We start from the raw sequence: 19,771 nt of genomic DNA, 5'->3' as shown, positions 1-19,771 counted from the left end.
CGCGAGCGGCCCGACGGCCTAGGAACCATTGGCCGCTTGCGGAATCCAATCTGAACGAGGGGATCGTGAATCAATTTATCAGGACGCCGGATCGCCGGGCGCTGGAGCCTCTATCGCCGCCCTTACTCACCGAGGCCCTTATCCGCGAGAGCACGCTGCTCGCCGCCACCTGGTTTGCCCCCGGCAGCCAGCCCAGCACGCAACTGTGCGTGTTCGCCGACGCGCTCGCACACACCTTTCTCGTCCGGCTGGGTACCCAGATCGAGAGCGCCTGGGACGACCTCTACCCGGCCGGGGAGATCGTCCCGCACCATCATCACTTCGGTGAACATGCGGACCTGGTCCTGGTCCTCTCGGCACCCCGGCGCCGCATCGCCGTCCGATTGCGGGCGCTGGCACTCTCGCTGCTGGAGCACCACGCCTGGGCAGGGGTGGATGGCTTTCGTGACCTGCTTGATGACCCGGCATTCACCCGAGGGGCCGCCGAGCCAGACTTCGACGCCGAGCAGACCGTGCAACTGGCCCGGTATGCGGGCGTCCGCTTGACGCAACCGTGGCCCGCCGAGGTCATGCGGCAGCTCAGCGACCTCACCCACGACGTATTGCCCGCACCCCGCAAAAGGGAGTTGCAGTGACGCCGACGGGGGACGCGGTTGTCCTTCTGCCCCTCCGCGGCCGTCACGCTGCTGGAAGGCACGCTGTGGTGGATGCCACCCTGCCCCAGCTCGCCGCGCTTCTGGAGTGCCGTTGGTACGTCAACGACAAGGGGTACGTCAGGACCTTCGATTGGCAACAGCCCGGCCGCGTGACGGTGAAGCTGCATCAGGTGATCCTGAACACCCCCCCCGGCCTTGTCGTCGACCACATCAACGGCAACCCCCTGGACAACCGCCTCGTCAACCTCCGCCCGGCGACCGGCTCCCAGAACGCCATGAACCGCAACCAGCCCAGGGGGAAAGTGCCGTACCGGGGGGTCAGTCTGCGAGGCGAACGCTTCCACGCCAAGCTGCGGTGGAAGGACGAGTCGCTGCATCTGGGCGATTTCCACACGGCCAAGGATGCGGCACGGGTCTACGACATCGTCTCGCTGCTCGTCGCCGGGGACTTCGCCCGCACCAACTTCGACCGGGAGCGTTACGTCCGACTGATCGAGAGATTACGCGTCCTGATCGGCGTCGAGCACCCTTAAGGCTCTTTATGTAGGTATCTGACGTACCTACTTTCTGTGCCCTATAGGGCAAAAGGTGCCCCCGGCTCGCAGAACGCGGACACCGGGGGCTAGTACCGAAAGGATACCCCAACCCCTCACCCGCGTCAAGAGTGGGCGGTCGGGACAGCCCTTCAAAGTCTCGTGCCCGGCCCATTCCCGATCTTCACCTCGTCTTCGCGGGGCATCCCGCTGAGGCCCGGACGGTCCCAGGACTGATCTGGTGAGCGCTCGAAGAACCAGACGAGCGCGAGGAGACAGAGAGATGAACGAGCCGACCCAGACCGACGTGCATGCCGACCTCCAGCAGGAGCGACATGCCTCCCCCCTCCCCGAACTGCTGACCGTGAACGAGGTCGCCGCCCTCCTGCGGGTAGGCCGCAACCGGGTGTACGAACTGGCCCACCACCAGCACATTCCCACCATCCGCCTGGGCAAGGGCTACCGCTTTCCCCGCCGCAAGTTGCTGGAGTGGATCGACCTTCAGGCGGGTGCTCATGCTCAGGGCTAAGCGGCCAAACGCAGTGCGTCCTCTCCCCTCTCGTCCCCACTACCAGGAAAACAACATGATCCAGCCTCTTCCCGCCCGCCTCAACGCCACGCAGACCGCTCGCTTGCTCAACGTCCACCGTCGAACCGTCGACCGAGAAATCGCCCGGGGCCGCCTGCATCGCGACCCCCAGACCAAGACCTTCGCCCGTGACGCTGTCGAAGCTCTGCTGGAACAGCGGTACGCGCGGACAAGGGAACGCCTCATCCAGAAACTTCTACGAGCTGCTTTCCCTCCTGCACCCCCGGTTTCAGACGACGATCTCGACGGCTGGCCCTTCTGACGAAGCGATGGGGGCCTACGCCCCCTTTCTTCTTTTTGGAGAAAACTCAATGACTAAGCAGCGGGACACGACCAAGAACAAACGCTCCACCAAGCAGCGTGGTAACGGCGAGGGAACCGTCTACCGATCCGGCGACAAATGGCGCTGGCAGGTCACCCTCGGCTACCGGGCCAACGGCTCCCGCGTCACAGCTTCCGGGACGGCTCCAACGAAGTCGGCCGCAAACACTGCCCGGGCGCAGGCGCTGGTGGACCACAGCCGAGGCCTTCTCGCCGAGCCGAGCGAAGTCACCGTCGCCCAGTACGCCCAGAAGTGGCTGATGCGCCATACCCACGTGAACGCCAGGACCGCCGAACTCTACCGGCAGGAACTCGACTACGCCCTGGAGTACCTGGGAAACATGAGGGTGAGGGACGTGCGAGCAACCCACATCAAGGATCTGATGGCCGTCCTCTCGCGCCGGGAGATGAAGGGGGGACGTGGCCTTGGCCGGGCTATGGCCTCCCGGACGCAGGGCAAGGTGTTGACGCGACTGCGAGCACTGTTCAAGGAAGCCGTGAGTGACCAGATCATCTACGCCAATCCCATGGAGGGCGTTCGCCGCCTCAAGGGTTCGGCACCCGAGGCCGTGGGCCGAGTCCTCGACTTTGACCAGGCAGCCCGCTTCCGAGAGCTGGGCGAGGCCCTGCACACGGCGGGCCTGTGCCGCCTGTGGCCCGCCCTCTTCACGGCCCTGAGCGTGGGTCTCCGCCGCGGCGAGGTCATGGGCCTTGCCTGGGACTGCGTGGACTTCGACCGGGGGGTTCTGCGGATACGCCGCCAGCTCGTGCAGAGCAAAGGAGGAGTGAAGCTCGAAGAAGAACTCAAGACCAAGGCCTCCAGGCGTGACGTTCATATGCCGGACAGCCTGCGAGTCGCCCTGCTGGCCCACCGCGAACGCCAACATGCGGAGCGCCGCCGGATGGGATCAGCCTGGATCGAGACGAACGCGGTGTTCGCCACCGAGTTGGGCAACTGGACTTCCCCGGACAACCTCAACCGTGCGCTGGAGTCGGTGATCGCTTGGTCGAGGCCGGGGAAGGGCAAGACGGGTCAGGGTGGGGTAGGGGCAGCGAAACTGGCCCGCTTGCAGGCCCTGGTAGGCGAGGAGGGGGGGCTGCCCGATCTCACGCCCCATGACCTGCGGCATACCTTTGCCACCCTCGCTCTACGCCTGAAAGTGCCCGTGGAGGTGGTGAGCAAGAAGCTCGGACACGCCCGAGTGAGCATTACCCTGGACATCTACCGTCACGTCCTCGACAACGAGCAACGTGAGCACGCCGTTGATGTGTTCGCCCCAAGCTCTCCGCCGCCTCCGGTGCAGGCGAGCACTCCGGCACTGCTGAACTAGCCCTACTACACGCCCACTACACAAGAAGAGCGCCCGAGGAATTTCTCCCTCGGGCGCTTCTCGTTTTTGCCGTATAACACGGCATCTTCTGGTGGAGGCTAAGAGATTCGAACTCTTGACCCTCCGCTTGCAAAGCGGATGCTCTCCCGCTGAGCTAAGCCCCCTCAGCGCCGCTCAAGGTAGCAGAGTGCGCCCGCCGGAGCAAGCACCCGCTAGCATGGCGACCATGTTTCGCCGCCGCCCGCCCCTGCCGCCCTTTCCTGCGGGGGGCCTTCTGGTCGGCGGGGCCGCCCGCGACTGGCTGCGCGGCGTGACCCCGCACGACTACGACTGGGCCGTGCCCGATCCTGCCGCGGCCGCCGGGACGCTCGCCGGGAAGGTGGGAGGCTCGGCGTTTGCCCTGGACGAGAAGCGGGGGTACTGGCGAGTCCATGCGCCGGACGGTGTGCAGCACGACTTCGTGCCGCTGCCGGGCGACCTCGCGGACGACCTGCGGCGGCGCGACTTCACCGTGAACGCGCTGGCGCTGACGCCGGAGCGGCGGGTGATCGATCCCAGCGGCGGGCAGGCAGACCTGCGTTCCCGGCGGCTGCGGATGGTCTCGGAGGCCAACCTCCGCGCCGATCCCCTGCGGGCATGGCGGGCCGTGCGGTTCGAGATCACCCTGGGGTTCCGGCTGGAGGCTGCCACCGAGATGGCCGTGCAGCGGGTGGCCGCCGACCTCGCCGCCGGGGGGCTGCCCCTCCCCGCCGCCGAGCGCATCCGGGATGAGATGGAAGCCCTGCTTGCCCACCCGGACGCAGCGTCCGGCATCCTGCGGCTGGAGGACGTGGGGTTGCTGGCCCTGACTCTCCCCGAACTGCGCGAGGGCATCGGGATGGTGCAGGGCGGCTTCCACCACCTCGACGTGTTTCACCACGGGGTCGAGGCGCTGCACCAACTTCTGGCCCGCTTTCCGGACGCCGACCTCGCGCTGCGCTGGGCGACCCTGCTGCACGACGTGGGCAAGCCGCGCACGCGGGGAGTCAACCCGCGCTCGGGCCGCACCACCTTCTACGGGCACGACCGGGTGGGCGCGGAGCTGGCCCGCGCGATGCTGACGCGGCTGCGGCTGCCCTCGGCCACGGTGGACCGGGCGGGGGCGTTGGTGCGGGCGCATATGGCGCAACTCCCGGCGAACGAGCGCGAGGCCCGGCGCTTCGTTCACCGCCGCCGACCCCTGCTGCCGGACCTCCTGCGGCTGATGCTGGCCGACCGCGAGGCCTCGCGCGGCCCCGACAGCCACCCCGCCATCCGGCACGCCTACGCCCACGCGTTTGAGAAGGTGCTCGCCGCGCTGGAGGAACAGCCCCAGGCCCCCCGGCCCCTCCTGACCGGAGAGGACGTGATGGGCCTGCTGAAGCTCTCCCCCGGCCCGGCCGTGGGTGAGGCGCTGCGGGCCGTCGCGGAGGCGCAGGCCCTGGGCGAGGTGGGGACGCCGGAGGAGGCACGGGCCTTCTTGCAACTGCTGCGGGCGGAGGATTCCGCGCCCCGCTAGTCAGGCTTCGGTGAACGCTTTGCCCTGACTACTCTTCAAAACGGATGACAGGCAGCAGAAAGTCGGCTCCTATACGGTGTTTCTGCGATGAAAGCACCCAAGAGCCGACCCCCTCACGATACCTTGCAGACCGTTCTGCGGTCTGCCTTCCCCCTTGATGCCCGCCGCTTGATGGTCTTCACCGCCTTGGTCCTGGCGGTCATTCAGGCTCGCACGGTCGTCCTCTACACCCTCAAGACCCATGTTCCGTTGCCAGGTACGCTCACAGCTCGCTACCAGCGACTCTGTCGCTTCGTCCAATTTCCTTTCCCCGAGGGTTTGTTTCCCAGATTTGCGCTGTCCTTCCTGCCGGACGGTCCCGTCGATCTGATCCTCGACCGGACCAACTGGCGACTCGGCCAGCAGGACGTGAACATCCTGCTGCTTTCTGCTGTGTGGAACGGGTTCAGTCTGCCCCTCATGTGGGCATTGCTCCCACATGGTGGGGCGAGTGATTCCCGTACTCGGGAATCACTCGTGTTGCGCTTCCTGACGTTTTGCCCGGATCGGCAGGTCCGGTGCCTGCTGGCAGACCGAGAATTCATCGGCCAGCACTGGTTTCGTTTCCTCGATCAGCACAGCATCGCTCCCTGTATTCGCTTGCCTGCACGCGCCACCATCGGCCAACACCGTCTGCCCGTGTGGGCTGTGTTCAACAAGCTCCAAGTGGGCGAAGTCAGGGTCTGGCGTCGCCAGACCCTGATCTACGGTGTGTCACTCCGGGCGGCCGCGACGAAGAACGCGGCCGGGGAGACGCTGTACCTCGCTTATCGGGGGCACGTGGGACCGAATCTCCGACGGTATGCCCAGCGTTGGCAGGCAGAAAACTTGCACTCCGCGCTCAAAACGAGGGGCTTCAATCTGGAAGACACCGGGCTAACCCGTGCTGAACGGGTCTCCACCCTGCTGACGGTGGTCGGTGTGGCGTTTATCTGGGCCTGTGTAACTGGGGAGCTGCTGGTAACCGAGAAAGGCGTACGGATCAAGAAACACGGACACCGTGCGGTGTCCGTGTTCCGGCTTGGCCTCGACCATCTTCAAGATCTGCTGCTGCATCCCTCTCGGTCGTCTTGGCACACCCTCGCGACTCTCATGCCGCGTTTTGAAGGGTAGTCAGCGCTTTGCCTCTATCCTGGCCCCGCATGTCGCCGACCGAACTTCCCCACCCCGTCACGCCCGAATGGGTCGCGGACGCCGTCTTCTACCAGATTTTCCCCGACCGCTTCGCCCGCTCGGGCCGCATGACGGGCCTGAACCTCCAGCCGTGGGGCAGCCCACCCACGATTCACGGCTACATGGGCGGCGACCTGTGGGGCGTGGCCGAGCATCTGGACCATATCCAGAGCCTGGGCGTGAACGCGATCTACTTCTGCCCGGTCTTTCAGTCGGCGTCCAACCACCGCTACCACACCCACGACTACTTTCAGGTGGACCCCATGTTGGGCGGGAATGGCGCCCTGCGGCACCTGCTGGACGAGGCCCATGCCCGCGGCATCCGGGTCGTGCTGGACGGCGTGTTCAACCACGCCAGCCGGGGCTTCTTCCAGTTCAACGACCTGCTGGAGCAGGGCGAGGCGAGCGCCTACCGCGACTGGTTCCACGTGGACGGCTGGCCGCTGCACGCCTACGACGACGCCAAGCCTGCGGGCTATCAGGCCTGGTGGGGCATCCGGGCGCTGCCGAAGTTCAACACGGGCCACCCCGCCGTGCGCGAGTTCCTGCTCTCGGTGGGCGAGTACTGGATGCGTTTCGGGATCGACGGCTGGCGGCTGGACGTGCCCAATGAGATCGACGACGACGACTTCTGGCGCGAGTTCCGCCGCCGGGTCAAGGCGGTCAACCCCGACGCCTACATCGTCGGCGAGATCTGGGGAGACGCGCACCGCTGGCTGGCGGGTGACCAGTTCGACGCCGTGATGAACTACCACTTCACCCGCCCGTGCCTGGGATTTTTCGGAGCGCGGACGATCAACCACGCGGTGAACGAGGTCAGCGGGATGGGCCGGGTGGACCCCATCGACGCCGCCGCCTTCGCCCGGCGCATCGGGGAAGTCACCCGGATGTACCACCCCGAGATCGTGCGGGCACAGCTCAACCTGCTCGACTCGCACGACACGGCCCGCTTCCTGACGGCGGCAGGTGGGGACGCAGCCGCCTTCCGGCTCGCCAGCGTCTTCCAGATGACCTACGTGGGAGCGCCCTGCATCTATTCCGGCGACGAGGTGGGCCTCCCCGGTGGCCCCGACCCCGACTGCCGCCGCGCCTTCCCCTGGCACGACGAGGGGAGCTGGGACCGCGAGACGTTGGGCCTGCTCCAGCGGCTCACCGCCGCCCGCCACGCCACCCCCGCCCTGCGCCGGGGCGAGCTGCGCTTCACCCATGCCGAAGGGGAGGGCCTCGTCTACGCCCGCGAACTGGGGGAGCAGGTGGCCTATGTCGCCCTCAACACCGCGCAGACGCAGGCCCGGCTGCCCCTGACCGGGGTGCGCCCCGGCCTGTACCGCGACGCGCTGAGCGGGCAGACCTTCGACCTCCAGGGGGACACCGAGCTGGACGTGCCCGCGCGGGGCGGGGTGGTGCTCTTTCCGGCCTGAGTGGGCCAAAGGGAGGGCGGGGAGGCCCACCGACCTCCCCGCCCTCTCCCCTGCCCCCTTACCCCTTGACCCCCCCGCTCGTCACCCCCTGGATGTAGTAGCGCATCAGGAAGGCGAACAGCAGCACCAGCGGCACCGCCGCCAGCACGTAGGAGGCCATCAACGCCCCGTAGTTCGGCGTGACCGCCGTGGCCGCCCCGCCCCCCTGAAAGGCCACGAGCGCGACGGGCAGGGTGCGGTGCCGCTCGTCGAGGACCAGCGAGGGCAGCAGGTACTCGTTCCACACCGGAATCAGCCGGATGATCGCCACGCTGACGAGGACGGGCAGGCTGACGGGCAGCACGATCCGCCGCAGCAGCGCGAGGTGCCCGGCCCAGTCGAGCCGCGCGGCTTCCAGCATGTCGCGCGGAATCGCCTCGAACGCGGCCCGCAGCACCAGGATGGCGAAGGGCTGTCCGGCAGCGACCGTGGGCAGGATGATCGCGAGGTAGTTGCTGGGCAGCGTGAGCGCCTGAATCTGGACGTACAGCGGAATCAGGGTCAGGAACTCGGGCACCAGCAGCAGCGCGAAGGTGACCCCGAACAGCAGGTGCCGCCCCGGAAAGTCCATCAGCGCGAAGGCGTAGGCGCTGAGGCTGGCGAACACCAGCGTCGCCAGCACGCTCGCCAGGGTCACGACCACCGAGTTCAGCAGCGGCCCCTGAATCTGTGCCCAGGCCAACGTGTAATTCTCCGGGTGGGCCGGGAAGGGCAGGTTCAGCAGGTTCTCGGCGTACTGCACCCGGTCCTTAAATGAGTTGACGACGCTGAAATACAGCGGGAAAAGGGCGAGCAGGCCGAACAGCAGCAGCAGCCCTTGCCGTATCACCTCGCCCACGGTTAGGCCGCCCCGCTTCACCGGCTCCCCCGGCTCAGCAGGCGCGAAAGGGCGGTCAGGACGACCACCAGCACCATCAGCAGGACGGCAATCGCCATCGCGTACCCGTACTCGCCGTCGCGGGTGGCCGTGTAGTACATCAGCAGCGCGGGCACGGTCGTCGCAAAGCCCGGCCCGCCCGAGGTCAGCACCAGCGGGCTGATGAAGTACTGCACGTTCCCGATAATCGCCAGCACCGCGATCAGCGCCAGTTGCGGACGCAGCAGCGGCAGGTCAATCCGCAACACCCGCCGCCACCCCGTCGCCCCGTCGAGCCGCGCGGCGTCAAAGACCTCGTCGGGGATGTTCTGGAGCCCGGCGTAGATCAGCAGGAAGTTGAAGGCGTCGATGTAGGGGAACCCCAGGAAGATCAGGCTGGGCAGCGCCGTCCCCGGATCACTGAGCCAGTCATGCCGTAGCCCCTCCAGCCCCACCGCGCTCAGCAGGGTGTTCAGCAGGCCGTCGCTGCGGTAGAAGCTCCCCCACACCAGCAGCAGTACCAAGGACGGAATCACGATGGGCAGCACGAAGAGGGTCCGGTAGGCGTACTGCCGCCGCCGCCCGCGCAGGTGAAAGATCAGCTCCGCGATCAGGAGGGGCGGCACCACCGCCAGCAGCAGCCCGGCCCCCACCCAGATCGCCAGGTTCAGGGCGGCCTGCCCCATCACCGGGTCGGTCAGCGCCCGCTGAAAGTTCTCCAGGCCCGTGAAGTTGGGCGGGTTCAGCCCGTCCCAGTCGGTAAAGGCCCGCGTGACGGCCACGTAAGCCGGGTAGTACGAGAAGTAACCCATGACGAGCAAGGTGGGCAGCAGAAAGAGGTACGCGGGCCACCCCTCCCGCAGCCGGGCGAGGGGACCGCGCCGGGAGGCTGGAGGGGCAGAGCGGGTGCCGGGCAGGGCAGTCATGGGGGTCCTCCGGGAGCAATAGGCCTGGGCCGGAAACGTGCGCGGCGGCAGGCTTCCGGCCCAGGCATCAGGCGGCCCGGCCTATGGGCCAGGTGTGACTGAGGGTGGTCAGCAGGTAGGGACGGTCACTCACGGCGCTGTTTCTCCCACGGCGCGGCTCACTTGTACTTGGACAGGTCGACGTTGTTCTTGCGGGCAAAGTCGGCGGCAGCGCGGTCCAGGGTGGTCTGCACCTGCTTCTTGGCCTGATCCAGCGTGATGTTGCCGCTGAGGTAGAGCCCGAAGATGCGCTGCATGTCCACCCAACCCAGGTTGGCGGTGGCCGTCTGCACCCCGATGGACCGCTCGGGCAGCTTCACCTGCGCGGCAAGCGCTCCGCTGTCAAAGTTGCCTAGGCCCCCCAGCTTGGCGCTCGTGCCCGGCCAGGTCGGGACGTAGGTGCCCTGCTCGGCGGTCAGGCGCTGGAGGTTCTTGGGCGTCCCGAAGTAGCGCATCCAGTCCAGCACTGCCTGCTGCTTGCCCTTTTCGCGCAGGGACTTGTTGGACTGCGGAGTGCTCATCGCGTACTGGAAGCCGCCCGTGCCCGCATATGCGTTGGCGGTGTTTGCCCCTGTCGCGTAGGGGCTTTCCTTCTTGGTCAGCTTGGGAAAGTTGAAAGTCCCGACCGGGAACTTGATTCCAGCGTCCTGCATCTCGCGGGCCTTGTAGCTGCCCTCGTAGAGCATCGCTTCCTTCTGCCCCACGAAATCCTGAAAGGCGTCGTAGTTCTTGGCCGGGTCGGCGGTCAGGTAGTCCTTAGCTGTACTTCGGGAATATTCAGGGAGGGGACACAGGGGCCAGCATCTCGGATGCTGGCCCCTGTGCTATGGCTCGTTCTCTGCCTCGCTGGACCCGACATTTCCCTACCTGGTTTGCGCCCTTTCTGGTGCATTTTCGCCACCGAGCCCAGCGGACCTGGGCGCCTCTGTACGTCCGTGGATTGTGCAGCACGGTCCACCGAAAAAGCATGCAGCCCTTGGCTGCCGTCGTGGCGCCCGGGAAAGAGAACCATCTCCAGCAGTTCATCACCGACAGCCCCTGGCTGACCGAACCCCTGGAAACCCTGCTCGCTCAGCGGGCTCAGCAGATGCTGGGTGGCAAAGACGCCGTGCTGATCATCGACGACACCTGCTTGACAAAGTTCGGCACCAAGTCTGTCGGCGTCGCCCGTCAGTATTCCGGGCAGGTCGGGAAGATCACCCCCTGTCAATGCCTCGTCTCCCTGACGTTGGCCCAGCACGACTTGCCGGTTCCGCTCGCCCTACGGCTCTTCTTGCCACAGGAGTGGACCAACGATCCCGCTCGGCTCAGGGCGGCTGGTGTTCCGTTGGAACACCAGCCGCCACAGACCAAGTGCGAACTGGCGCTGAAAGAGTTGGACCGGGTGCGTCCACACGTCACCTTCGGCATGGTTCTGGCGGATGCGGGGTACGGCGTGAACGCCCGGTTCCGGCAGGCACTCACCGAGCGAGGACTGCTGTGGTCGGTCGGCATCACCCGCACGCAGACGGTCTATCCCAGGGACGTTCGCTTGATCCCCATCCCTCGGATCTTCCGGGGCAGGAAACCGACGCACCCAACCCCATCCGAGGACCGACTGTCGGTAGAAGAAGTGCTGGCGGGTGCTGCATGGCAGCACCTGGTATGGCGACATGGAACCAAAGGCCCGCTCTCCGGACGCTTCGCGGCTGAATACGTTCGCCTGGCAGACGGGGAGGAGTACGCTCGCAGTCAACATCTGCCGGGTCAAGCCGCCTGGATCATCGGAGAACAGCGACGAGGTGAGGAGCGCAAATACTACGTCTGCAATCTGCCCCCTGACACGCCGTTGTCGCGGTTGGTGGAAGTCACCAAGCGCCGCTGGGCGTGTGAGCTGAGCCACCGGGAGCTGAAGGACGAAGTCGGGCTGGACCACTTCGAGGGCCGGTCCTGGCAAGGTCTGCATCACCACGCCGTGCTGTGTATGGTGGCCCTGACCTTCCTGCAATGGCTTCGCCTCACCCAGCCCGACGACCTCAGAGGCGACACCATTCCGGCCATTCGAGCGGAGGTGGCAGGGGACTTGCCCCTGCCACCTCCTTGCCGCCGATGTCACACCTGCACCGCCTTATTCAGCGGCCCCTGAATATCCCCGAAGTACAGTTAGAGGCTGCCAAGAACCCTAAGCAAAAAGTGGCGTGAGGTTGTGGCAGAGCAGAATGCAGGCGGCGAGGAAGTGGAACCCAACCAATGTGGAGGGAAGGCGTTCCAGATCTCGGCTCAGCCTCCGGAAGCGTGCCAGCCACGCAAACGAACGTTCAACCACCCAGCGTTTCGGAAGCAGGATGAACCCCTTGGTCGCTTCTGGACGCTTCACGACGACCAGCTCGACGCCCGCATCCGTCGCGTCTAACGCGGTCTGGACTCCCGTATACCCTTGATCCACGAAGGCGACTTCCACCTGTGCTCCGGTGGCTTCCTGCACCTCTAGGCACAGGTCTTTGACCTGTGCCCTGTCCTGTTCGTTGGCTGGGGAAGTGAGGATAGCCAGCACGTGTCCCAGGGTGTCCACGGCGAGGTGAACCTTGGTGCCCTTGCGCTTCTTGGCCCCGTCATAGCCCGCACGGTGACCGCTTTCAGGTGTGCTTTGGAGGGTTCGGCTGTCCATGACCACCGCGGACGGCTCGGGATCTCGACCTTGCTCCACCCGGGCCAGGATTCGCAGGTCGTGGGCGGCATTCTCGAAGCAGCCTGCCACGAACCAACGGTGCGCCTGTTGGCGCACCGTCTCCGCAGGAGGAAAGTCGTTTGGAAGATAGCTCCACTGCGCCCCCGTGCGGGCCATCCACAGCAAGGCGTTCAGGACATCCCGGATGGGGTACTTCCGTTGACCTGCATCCGCACGGCTGAGCAGCAGGTACGGGAGCAGGAACAAGTAGGTGTCGTCGTCAACGTCGCTGGGGTAGCCTCGCCGCGTCACCCACCCATTCTGCTGTTCTCAGAGCCACGCCCCTCGAGTTCGTCCCTGTTCTTGGCAGCCTCTAGCTGTACTTCGGGGATATTCAGGGGCCGCTGAATAAGGCGGTGCAGGTGTGACATCGGCGGCAAGGAGGTGGCAGGGGCAAGTCCCCTGCCACCTCCGCTCGAATGGCCGGAATGGTGTCGCCTCTGAGGTCGTCGGGCTGGGTGAGGCGAAGCCATTGCAGGAAGGTCAGGGCCACCATACACAGCACGGCGTGGTGATGCAGACCTTGCCAGGACCGGCCCTCGAAGTGGTCCAGCCCGACTTCGTCCTTCAGCTCCCGGTGGCTCAGCTCACACGCCCAGCGGCGCTTGGTGACTTCCACCAACCGCGACAACGGCGTGTCAGGGGGCAGATTGCAGACGTAGTATTTGCGCTCCTCACCTCGTCGCTGTTCTCCGATGATCCAGGCGGCTTGACCCGGCAGATGTTGACTGCGAGCGTACTCCTCCCCGTCTGCCAGGCGAACGTATTCAGCCGCGAAGCGTCCGGAGAGCGGGCCTTTGGTTCCATGTCGCCATACCAGGTGCTGCCATGCAGCACCCGCCAGCACTTCTTCTACCGACAGTCGGTCCTCGGATGGGGTTGGGTGCGTCGGTTTCCTGCCCCGGAAGATCCGAGGGATGGGGATCAAGCGAACGTCCCTGGGATAGACCGTCTGCGTGCGGGTGATGCCGACCGACCACAGCAGTCCTCGCTCGGTGAGTGCCTGCCGGAACCGGGCGTTCACGCCGTACCCCGCATCCGCCAGAACCATGCCGAAGGTGACGTGTGGACGCACCCGGTCCAACTCTTTCAGCGCCAGTTCGCACTTGGTCTGTGGCGGCTGGTGTTCCAACGGAACACCAGCCGCCCTGAGCCGAGCGGGATCGTTGGTCCACTCCTGTGGCAAGAAGAGCCGTAGGGCGAGCGGAACCGGCAAGTCGTGCTGGGCCAACGTCAGGGAGACGAGGCATTGACAGGGGGTGATCTTCCCGACCTGCCCGGAATACTGACGGGCGACGCCGACAGACTTGGTGCCGAACTTTGTCAAGCAGGTGTCGTCGATGATCAGCACGGCGTCTTTGCCACCCAGCATCTGCTGAGCCCGCTGAGCGAGCAGGGTTTCCAGGGGTTCGGTCAGCCAGGGGCTGTCGGTGATGAACTGCTGGAGATGGTCCTCTTTCCCGGGCGCCACGACGGCAGCCAAGGGCTGCATGCTTTTTCGGTGGACCGTGCTGCACAATCCACGGACGTACAGAGGCGCCCAGGTCCGCTGGGCTCGGTGGCGAAAATGCACCAGAAAGGGCGCAAACCAGGTAGGGAAATGTCGGGTCCAGCGAGGCAGAGAACGAGCCATAGCACAGGGGCCAGCATCTCGGATGCTGGCCCCTGTGTCCCCTCCCTGAATATTCCCGAAGTACAGCTAGGCCAGGTATCGGTGAACTGCTTCATCACCGGCCACCACGACATGAAGCGCGGGTCTTTCGGCGTCAGGATGCCCTTGGAGATGGCGACCGCCTCGTCCAGCGGGGACTGGCCCGGCAGCCCGTCATACCCCGTGAGTTTCGCGTAGTCCTTGGCATATGCGTACGCTGGCGTAATCCGGCGGGGGTCGCTGGAGTTATCCGGCACCTTCCGCTGGTCTAATCCGGCACCCTGCGCTGGTTGATTCCGGCACCCTCCGGTCGCGGACGAGACTCCCCTGGTCATCCTTGCAGGATGACCAGAAAGCGAGCGTCCATGCGAAAAATCAGGGAAGTCTTGCGGTTGAAACTGGAACTGAAGCTCAGTGACCGCCTCATTGGACAAAGCGTCCAACTCGCCCGCAGCACCGTGCAGGATTACGTCGCACGCGCTCAGCAAGCGGGGCTGAGCTGGCCTCTCCCCCCAGAGCTGGACGATGTCCAGCTCGAAGTGCTGCTCTTTCGTACCCGTGAGCAGGCTGCCGTCAGTGTCACCCACCAGCCCGACTGGGCCGCCATTGACCGGGAACTGCGGCGCAAAGGCGTCACTCGTCAACTGCTGTGGGAAGAGTACCGTCGGCACCATCCGGACGGCTGGCAATACGCAACCTTCAACGAGAATTACCGGAAGTGGAAGGCCACAACGGGCCTGACCATGCGCCAGACCCACCGGGCAGGTGAGAAGCTCTTCGTCGACTACGCCGGACTGACGTTGCCCTTGACCGACCCGAGGAATGGGGTCGTCCAGGCTGGCCAGGTGTTCGTGGCCACCCTGGGTGCCAGCGACTACACCTACGCCGAAGTGACCCGAACCCAGGGCATTCACGATTGGATCGCGTCGCATGTCCGGGCGCTGGACTTCTTCGGTGGAGTGCCCGAGCTGACTACTCTTCAAAACGGATGACAGGCAGCAGAAAGTCGGCTCCTATACGGTGTTTCTGCGATGAAAGCACCCAAGAGCCGACCCCCTCACGATACCTTGCAGACCGTTCTGCGGTCTGCCTTCCCCCTTGATGCCCGCCGCTTGATGGTCTTCACCGCCTTGGTCCTGGCGGTCATTCAGGCTCGCACGGTCGTCCTCTACACCCTCAAGACCCATGTTCCGTTGCCAGGTACGCTCACAGCTCGCTACCAGCGACTCTGTCGCTTCGTCCAATTTCCTTTCCCGAGGGTTTGTTTCCCAGATTTGCGCTGTCCTTCCTGCCGGACGGTCCCGTCGATCTGATCCTCGACCGGACCAACTGGCGACTCGGCCAGCAGGACGTGAACATCCTGCTGCTTTCTGCTGTGTGGAACGGGTTCAGTCTGCCCCTCATGTGGGCATTGCTCCCACATGGTGGGGCGAGTGATTCCCGTACTCGGGAATCACTCGTGTTGCGCTTCCTGACGTTTTGCCCGGATCGGCAGGTCCGGTGCCTGCTGGCAGACCGAGAATTCATCGGCCAGCACTGGTTTCGTTTCCTCGATCAGCACAGCATCGCTCCCTGTATTCGCTTGCCTGCACGCGCCACCATCGGCCAACACCGTCTGCCCGTGTGGGCTGTGTTCAACAAGCTCCAAGTGGGCGAAGTCAGGGTCTGGCGACGCCAGACCCTGATCTACGGTGTGTCACTCCGGGTGGCCGCGACGAAGAACGCGGCCGGGGAGACGCTGTACCTCGCTTATCGGGGGCACGTGGGACCGAATCTCCGACGGTATGCCCAGCGTTGGCAGGCAGAAAACTTGCACTCCGCGCTCAAAACGAGGGGCTTCAATCTGGAAGACACCGGGCTAACCCGTGCTGAACGGGTCTCCACCCTGCTGACGGTGGTCGGTGTGGCGTTTATCTGGGCCTGTGTAACTGGGGAGCTGCTGGTAACCGAGAAAGGCGTACGGATCAAGAAACACGGACACCGTGCGGTGTCCGTGTTCCGGCTTGGCCTCGACCATCTTCAAGATCTGCTGCTGCATCCCTCTCGGTCGTCTTGGCACACCCTCGCGACTCTCATGCCGCGTTTTGAAGGGTAGTCAGGTGCCCGAGATCATCGTCCCGGACAACCTCAAGGCTGGCGTGACCCACGCCAGCCGCTACGAACCCGAGCTGAACCGCACCTATCAGCAATTCGCACAGCACTACGACGTCGCCGTCATCCCTGCCCGGGTCCGCAAACCCAAAGACAAGGCCCTGGTGGAAGTGCACGTGCAGATCGTGGAACGCCGCATTCTCGCCCCGCTGCGCGACCGGGTGTTCTTCAGCCTGTCCGAGGCGAACGAAGCGGTCTGGGAACTGCTGAACACCCTCAATGGGCAACCCTTTCAGAAGAGGCCAGGCAGTCGCCGCAGTGAGTTCGAAACCCTGGATCAACCCCTGCTGCGCCCCTTGCCCGCCCAGCCCTTCGAGGTGGCCGAGTGGAAGCACGCCACGGTCGGTCTGGACTACCACGTCGTCGTCCAGGGGCACGCGTACAGCGTGCCCCATCACCACGTCAAGACCCGGGTGGATCTGCGACTCACCGCGCGGTTGATCGAGATCTACCGTTCAGGCGTACGGATCGCGGTTCATCACCGGGTCCCCGACGCGCTGACGTCGGCCCGGCAACAGACCACGGTGCCGGACCACATGCCCGCCCACCACCGGTACTACCGCGAGGTGGGTCCGGACCAACTCCTGGGTCAGGCTCAGCAGATTGGGGAGGCCACGACGACCCTGGTGCGCGCCATCTTCGACGGAGATCAACATCCTGAACAGAGAAAGCGCGTCGTGACGGGTCTGCTTCGCCTGCACCGCGAGTACGGGGAGCGGCTGGAAGCGGCCTGTCGGCGGGCGTTGGCTCTGCAAGCGCACAGCTTGCAGAGCGTGAAATCCATCCTGAAGCACCGTCTGGACGAAGCGCCACTCCCCGATGCCCCCACCGCACTCCCTGTAGCCGACCACAGCAATCTGCGTGGTCCTGGGTACTTCGCAGAGATCGACGAACCGGGTGCCGAGCGCACCCTGAATTGAGGTTGACATGTTGCCCCATCCGGTGATTCAACAGTTGCGCGCCCTGAAGCTCGATGGCATGGCGCTCGCTTTGCAAGAACAACAGGAACAACCTGGTCTCCGCGAGCTGAGCTTCGAGGAACGACTCACCTTGCTGGTCGACCGTGAGCGGGCCTGCCGGGATACCCGGGGCTTGCAGCGCCGCCTGACGGCGGCGCGTTTGAAGGTCAATGCGAGCCTGGAAGAGGTGGATGTGAAACACCCGAGGGGGCTGGATGCCCGGTTGCTGCGTTCACTGGCCCAGGGTCAGTGGCTCGCCGAAAAAAGGGGGGTCATCATCACCGGCCCCACGGGCGTCGGGAAGACGTTCATCGGGTGTGCCCTGGCGCACCAGGCTTGCCGTCAGGGCTTCACGGCGTTGTATGCGCAAACCGGGCGACTGTTGCAGGAACTGACCCTGGCGAAAGGGGATGGACGGTATCTGAAGCTCCTGGCGAGCATCGCCAGGGTGAACGTCCTGATTCTGGATGACTGGGGGCTGGATGTGCCCACAGCGGAAGGTCGAACTCAGGAGTTGCACCTGCATAACGACGGGGAAGCGCTCCCAGCCGAGAAAATCTGGGAGTGTCTACGTCACAGATTCTGGGGGAGCGCGTCCGCATTCTGGCAGATGAGTTCCTGGCCGTTCCAACCACGTCCTACCAACAGCGCAGCCTGGAGGCTGCGCTGTCGATGTTCCTGGACACTGCCACCAAAACGGCGTTGCACCGCGCTGAGTTGGTCAGCAAAAGTGCGCTGAGCCGCCTCCTGAACGAGTACCCCTGGGATACGGCACAGGGTTGGGCCATCTTGCAGCGCGCCCAGTGGGACGCGCTGCTTGTCGCGGCCCGACGAAAACACCGCCCACTCCTGCGGCTGAGTGTCGACCTGACCAGCATCGAAAAAAAGGGCAGCACGCTGCCCTTCGTTCGCGTCTACAACGAGGTTCACGGCATCCATCTGGTCGTGTTGTTCGCCGAATACGGAGCGGTGAAGTTTCCCGTGGGGTACCGGGTCTACCGGGGCAAGGGGACAGCGACCCCAGTGACTCTGGCACGAGAACTTCTGCGAACCGTCCCAGACGCGATCCGTCGTCGATTCCGGATTCGCGTGTTAGCAGACAGCGGATTCGAATCCGCTGTCTTCCTGGATGAAGTCAGGCAGCTGGGCTTCGAGTTTGTGGTGGGCGTTCGGTCAACCCGGCGGACGATGCACCCAGGCGAGGTCACGGTGGCTGACTGTCCGCATGGAGGCTACATCGAATTGAAGAACTGGCCGCATGACCCGCTGGTGCTGGGTCGCGTCGACCGTGGAGACCGGGTGTTTCACGCGGTTTCTTCGGAACTGATGGAAGGCGACGAGGTGGTCGCCGAGGGGGCAAAGCGGTGGAGTGAGGAATCGTTCTTCAAGGAGGGCAAGCACCAGTTTGGTCTGGCGCAGTTCGCATTGCGAACTGCTGTGGGCCTGGATCGCTGGGTCCTGCTGGTGTTCCTGGCCTGGACACTGGCCATCCTGCACCGAGAGACCGGGATGACCCTGGAGGCGTGTGCTGCTCTGGCACTGATGACGGTCATGCCAGACGTTCATTTGAACCGCCTGCTCCTGACGTTCAGCAGAAACTCGGAATTTCTCCGCCAGCACGGCTATTCACTGCGCTATGCGAGGTGCAACTCCTGAGTCGAAGGATTTTGCTGGAGATTCTGGATGACCGCTATGAACGGGCTTCGACGATCATTACCAGTCAGTTCCCGACCCCGGCCTGGCACGCGAATCTGGGAGATCCCACGCTGGCGGACGCGATCTTGGATCGCGTCCTGCATCACGCCTACCGGATCGAACTTCGGGGAGAAAGCCTCAGAAAGAAGAGCAGGAAGTTGACCCCGGAGACGGTCAGCCTTTCATAATGGGGACAGCTCGTCCGTTGGCTGGGAGGGTGCCGGATAACTCCATTCCTGGAGGCCGGATAACTCCAGCAGCGGGTGCCGGATTGGCCAGCATACGCAGCATACAGGTCCGAGAGGAAGTGGCGGCTCCACCACGGATAGGCGGGCACGGCGTGCATAGGGTAGACCCCCACCGCGTTGAGCTTCTTAGAGGCGGCGATCAGCTCGGTCCAGCTCGTGGGCACCTTGGTGATCCCGGCCTTTTTGAACAGGTTCTTGTTGTAATAGATGCCGTAGACGACCTTGTCGCCGCTCAGCGTGTACACAGCCCCGCTCGCGCTGCGGCTTTCCGCGAGCTGCGCTTTGTCCATCGCATCCTGCCAGGCCTTGTTGCCGGGAATATAGGGGTTGGGCTGCCGGAAATACGGCGCGAGGTCGGTCGCCACGCCCTTGGGCAGGGTGGAGTTCAGGCTGTACGCCTGCGCCCAGTAGATGTCAAAGAGGTCGCCCGCCGCCGCCTTGACCCGGATCATGGTGTTGGTATCGGGGATCGGCTCAGTGTGGAACCTGATCTTGATGCCGGGGTACTTCTTCTCGTACTCGGCGGCGATCTGTTGAAAGACCTTGAGCGGTTTGGCCTGACCAGCTCTGTACCGGACATCTTGCCTTTAAACTGCGCCTGGCACGTGAAACGGCATGCTCAGCAGCCTGATCAGCCCTGGTAATTCGGGCAGATTCCACCGCAGGGCATTGCACAGCTGCTCTGCGCCGTACCGCACCAGGCTCATGGCCGGGCGGCCATGAGCCTTCACCTTGATCGGGACGTGCGCTTGGAGCCATACGCCCACCCGCAGGCAACTGACCCAGGCCAGGATGACCAGCCCGAACAGCCGTTCTAGTCGGTCTGGTCGAGTGATACCGGTCCGCTCCAGGTCAAACCCGCGCACCTTGAGGCTGGCGAACGTGCACTCCACCGACCAG

The 19,771-nt window shown here is 64.8% G+C and carries 20 protein-coding genes, 1 tRNA gene and 2 pseudogenes (1 of these 23 cut by a window edge); 15 read left to right on the top strand and 8 right to left on the bottom strand.

All coding sequences use genetic code 11. The features are described 5' to 3' along the window. The first annotated feature begins 65 nt into the window (after positions 1 to 65). From C3K08_RS17810 to C3K08_RS02990, 5 genes are all read left to right on the top strand, one after another. The gene (locus tag C3K08_RS17810; RefSeq protein WP_158679828.1) at positions 66 to 635 is read left to right on the top strand and encodes a hypothetical protein; all 570 of its coding nucleotides are present in this window, start codon (positions 66 to 68) and stop codon (positions 633 to 635) included. Between the two features lie 65 nt (positions 636 to 700). Further along, positions 701 to 1,189: an HNH endonuclease gene (locus C3K08_RS03000; protein WP_158679827.1), complete on the top strand. Its 489-nt coding sequence runs from the start codon at positions 701 to 703 to the stop codon at positions 1,187 to 1,189. A 283-nt stretch (positions 1,190 to 1,472) separates the two neighbouring features. Continuing rightward, positions 1,473 to 1,718 carry a helix-turn-helix domain-containing protein gene (locus tag C3K08_RS02995; RefSeq protein WP_104989966.1) on the top strand — a complete coding sequence of 82 codons (246 nt, stop codon included), beginning with the start codon at positions 1,473 to 1,475 and terminating at the stop codon, positions 1,716 to 1,718. Positions 1,719 to 1,773: 55 nt separating this feature from the next. Then, complete coding sequence (locus tag C3K08_RS17805) at positions 1,774 to 2,040, top strand: helix-turn-helix domain-containing protein (protein ID WP_158679826.1); 267 nt, start codon at positions 1,774 to 1,776, stop codon at positions 2,038 to 2,040. 49 nt (positions 2,041 to 2,089) lie between these two features. Next, positions 2,090 to 3,430: a site-specific integrase gene (locus tag C3K08_RS02990; RefSeq protein WP_158679825.1), complete on the top strand. Its 1,341-nt coding sequence runs from the start codon at positions 2,090 to 2,092 to the stop codon at positions 3,428 to 3,430. A gap of 89 nt (positions 3,431 to 3,519) precedes the next feature. Here the strand turns inward: C3K08_RS02990 and C3K08_RS02985 are convergent. Next, positions 3,520 to 3,594, bottom strand: a tRNA-Ala gene (locus C3K08_RS02985). A gap of 62 nt (positions 3,595 to 3,656) precedes the next feature. Between C3K08_RS02985 and C3K08_RS02980 the strand changes: the two genes are divergently transcribed. The 3 genes from C3K08_RS02980 (at position 3,657) to C3K08_RS02970 (ending at position 7,600) form a co-directional block, all read left to right on the top strand. Continuing rightward, a complete protein-coding gene (locus C3K08_RS02980; RefSeq protein ID WP_104989964.1) occupies positions 3,657 to 4,967 on the top strand; it encodes an HDIG domain-containing metalloprotein in 1,311 nt (436 codons plus the stop codon). An 87-nt stretch (positions 4,968 to 5,054) separates the two neighbouring features. After that, positions 5,055 to 6,119 carry an IS4 family transposase gene (locus tag C3K08_RS02975; protein WP_104989963.1) on the top strand — a complete coding sequence of 355 codons (1,065 nt, stop codon included), beginning with the start codon at positions 5,055 to 5,057 and terminating at the stop codon, positions 6,117 to 6,119. A 29-nt stretch (positions 6,120 to 6,148) separates the two neighbouring features. Further along, on the top strand, positions 6,149 to 7,600 hold the full coding sequence (locus C3K08_RS02970; protein WP_104989962.1) for a glycoside hydrolase family 13 protein: 1,452 nt from the start codon (positions 6,149 to 6,151) through the stop codon (positions 7,598 to 7,600). A gap of 58 nt (positions 7,601 to 7,658) precedes the next feature. Here the strand turns inward: C3K08_RS02970 and C3K08_RS02965 are convergent, their stop codons facing one another. From C3K08_RS02965 to C3K08_RS02955, 3 genes are all read right to left on the bottom strand, one after another. Further along, positions 7,659 to 8,477, bottom strand: coding sequence for a carbohydrate ABC transporter permease (locus C3K08_RS02965; protein WP_234009141.1), 819 nt, complete (start codon positions 8,475 to 8,477; stop codon positions 7,659 to 7,661). A 17-nt stretch (positions 8,478 to 8,494) separates the two neighbouring features. Next, positions 8,495 to 9,421: a carbohydrate ABC transporter permease gene (locus C3K08_RS02960; protein WP_104989960.1), complete on the bottom strand. Its 927-nt coding sequence runs from the start codon at positions 9,419 to 9,421 to the stop codon at positions 8,495 to 8,497. A 158-nt stretch (positions 9,422 to 9,579) separates the two neighbouring features. Further along, positions 9,580 to 10,164 (bottom strand): hypothetical protein, encoded by a 585-nt coding sequence (locus tag C3K08_RS02955; RefSeq protein WP_199776977.1) that lies wholly within the window; start codon positions 10,162 to 10,164, stop codon positions 9,580 to 9,582. Positions 10,165 to 10,286: 122 nt separating this feature from the next. Between C3K08_RS02955 and C3K08_RS02950 the strand changes: the two genes are divergently transcribed. Next, complete coding sequence (locus C3K08_RS02950; RefSeq protein WP_104989959.1) at positions 10,287 to 11,585, top strand: IS701 family transposase; 1,299 nt, start codon at positions 10,287 to 10,289, stop codon at positions 11,583 to 11,585. A gap of 36 nt (positions 11,586 to 11,621) precedes the next feature. Here C3K08_RS02950 and C3K08_RS02945 read toward each other — a convergent pair whose 3' ends face one another. Continuing rightward, positions 11,622 to 12,419 (bottom strand): IS5 family transposase, encoded by a 798-nt coding sequence (locus C3K08_RS02945; RefSeq protein ID WP_104989958.1) that lies wholly within the window; start codon positions 12,417 to 12,419, stop codon positions 11,622 to 11,624. An 82-nt stretch (positions 12,420 to 12,501) separates the two neighbouring features. Beyond that, positions 12,502 to 13,800 (bottom strand): IS701 family transposase, encoded by a 1,299-nt coding sequence (locus C3K08_RS02940; protein ID WP_104989851.1) that lies wholly within the window; start codon positions 13,798 to 13,800, stop codon positions 12,502 to 12,504. Between the two features lie 362 nt (positions 13,801 to 14,162). On the opposite strand from C3K08_RS02940, the gene C3K08_RS02930 reads away from it, so the two are divergent. The 6 genes and pseudogenes from C3K08_RS02930 to C3K08_RS02905 all read left to right on the top strand — a co-directional run. Further along, the gene (locus C3K08_RS02930) at positions 14,163 to 14,810 is read left to right on the top strand and encodes a hypothetical protein (RefSeq protein WP_158679823.1); all 648 of its coding nucleotides are present in this window, start codon (positions 14,163 to 14,165) and stop codon (positions 14,808 to 14,810) included. Between the two features lie 39 nt (positions 14,811 to 14,849). After that, a pseudogene (locus C3K08_RS02925) lies at positions 14,850 to 15,913 on the top strand (IS4 family transposase). Positions 15,914 to 15,917: 4 nt separating this feature from the next. After that, positions 15,918 to 16,889, top strand: coding sequence for a hypothetical protein (locus tag C3K08_RS02920; protein WP_104989956.1), 972 nt, complete (start codon positions 15,918 to 15,920; stop codon positions 16,887 to 16,889). Positions 16,890 to 16,896: 7 nt separating this feature from the next. Continuing rightward, positions 16,897 to 17,667, top strand: coding sequence for an ATP-binding protein (locus C3K08_RS02915; RefSeq protein WP_199776976.1), 771 nt, complete (start codon positions 16,897 to 16,899; stop codon positions 17,665 to 17,667). Then, positions 17,601 to 18,584, top strand: a complete 984-nt coding sequence (locus C3K08_RS18365) for a transposase (protein ID WP_234009215.1) — start codon at positions 17,601 to 17,603, stop codon at positions 18,582 to 18,584. The genes C3K08_RS02915 and C3K08_RS18365 overlap by 67 nt, the downstream gene beginning before the upstream one ends. Before the next feature lie 2 nt (positions 18,585 to 18,586). Then, a pseudogene (locus tag C3K08_RS02905) lies at positions 18,587 to 18,811 on the top strand (ATP-binding protein); the annotation flags it as partial. Here C3K08_RS02905 and C3K08_RS02900 read toward each other — a convergent pair. After that, positions 18,733 to 19,362, bottom strand: coding sequence for an extracellular solute-binding protein (locus tag C3K08_RS02900; protein WP_234009214.1), 630 nt, complete (start codon positions 19,360 to 19,362; stop codon positions 18,733 to 18,735). The pseudogene C3K08_RS02905 and the gene C3K08_RS02900 sit on opposite strands and share 79 nt — an antisense overlap. A gap of 96 nt (positions 19,363 to 19,458) precedes the next feature. Continuing rightward, positions 19,459 to 19,771, bottom strand: the final stretch of a protein-coding gene (locus C3K08_RS02895; RefSeq protein ID WP_104991882.1) for an IS4 family transposase. Its footprint extends 650 nt past the window's final position; 313 of the gene's 963 nt are visible here — the last part of the coding sequence; the start codon falls outside the window, past its right edge — the gene reads right to left on this strand; its stop codon occupies positions 19,459 to 19,461.

The sequence above is a fragment of the Deinococcus sp. NW-56 genome (assembly GCF_002953415.1).
Lineage (GTDB): Bacteria > Deinococcota > Deinococci > Deinococcales > Deinococcaceae > Deinococcus.
This window is presented reverse-complemented; position numbering and strand designations above follow the sequence as displayed.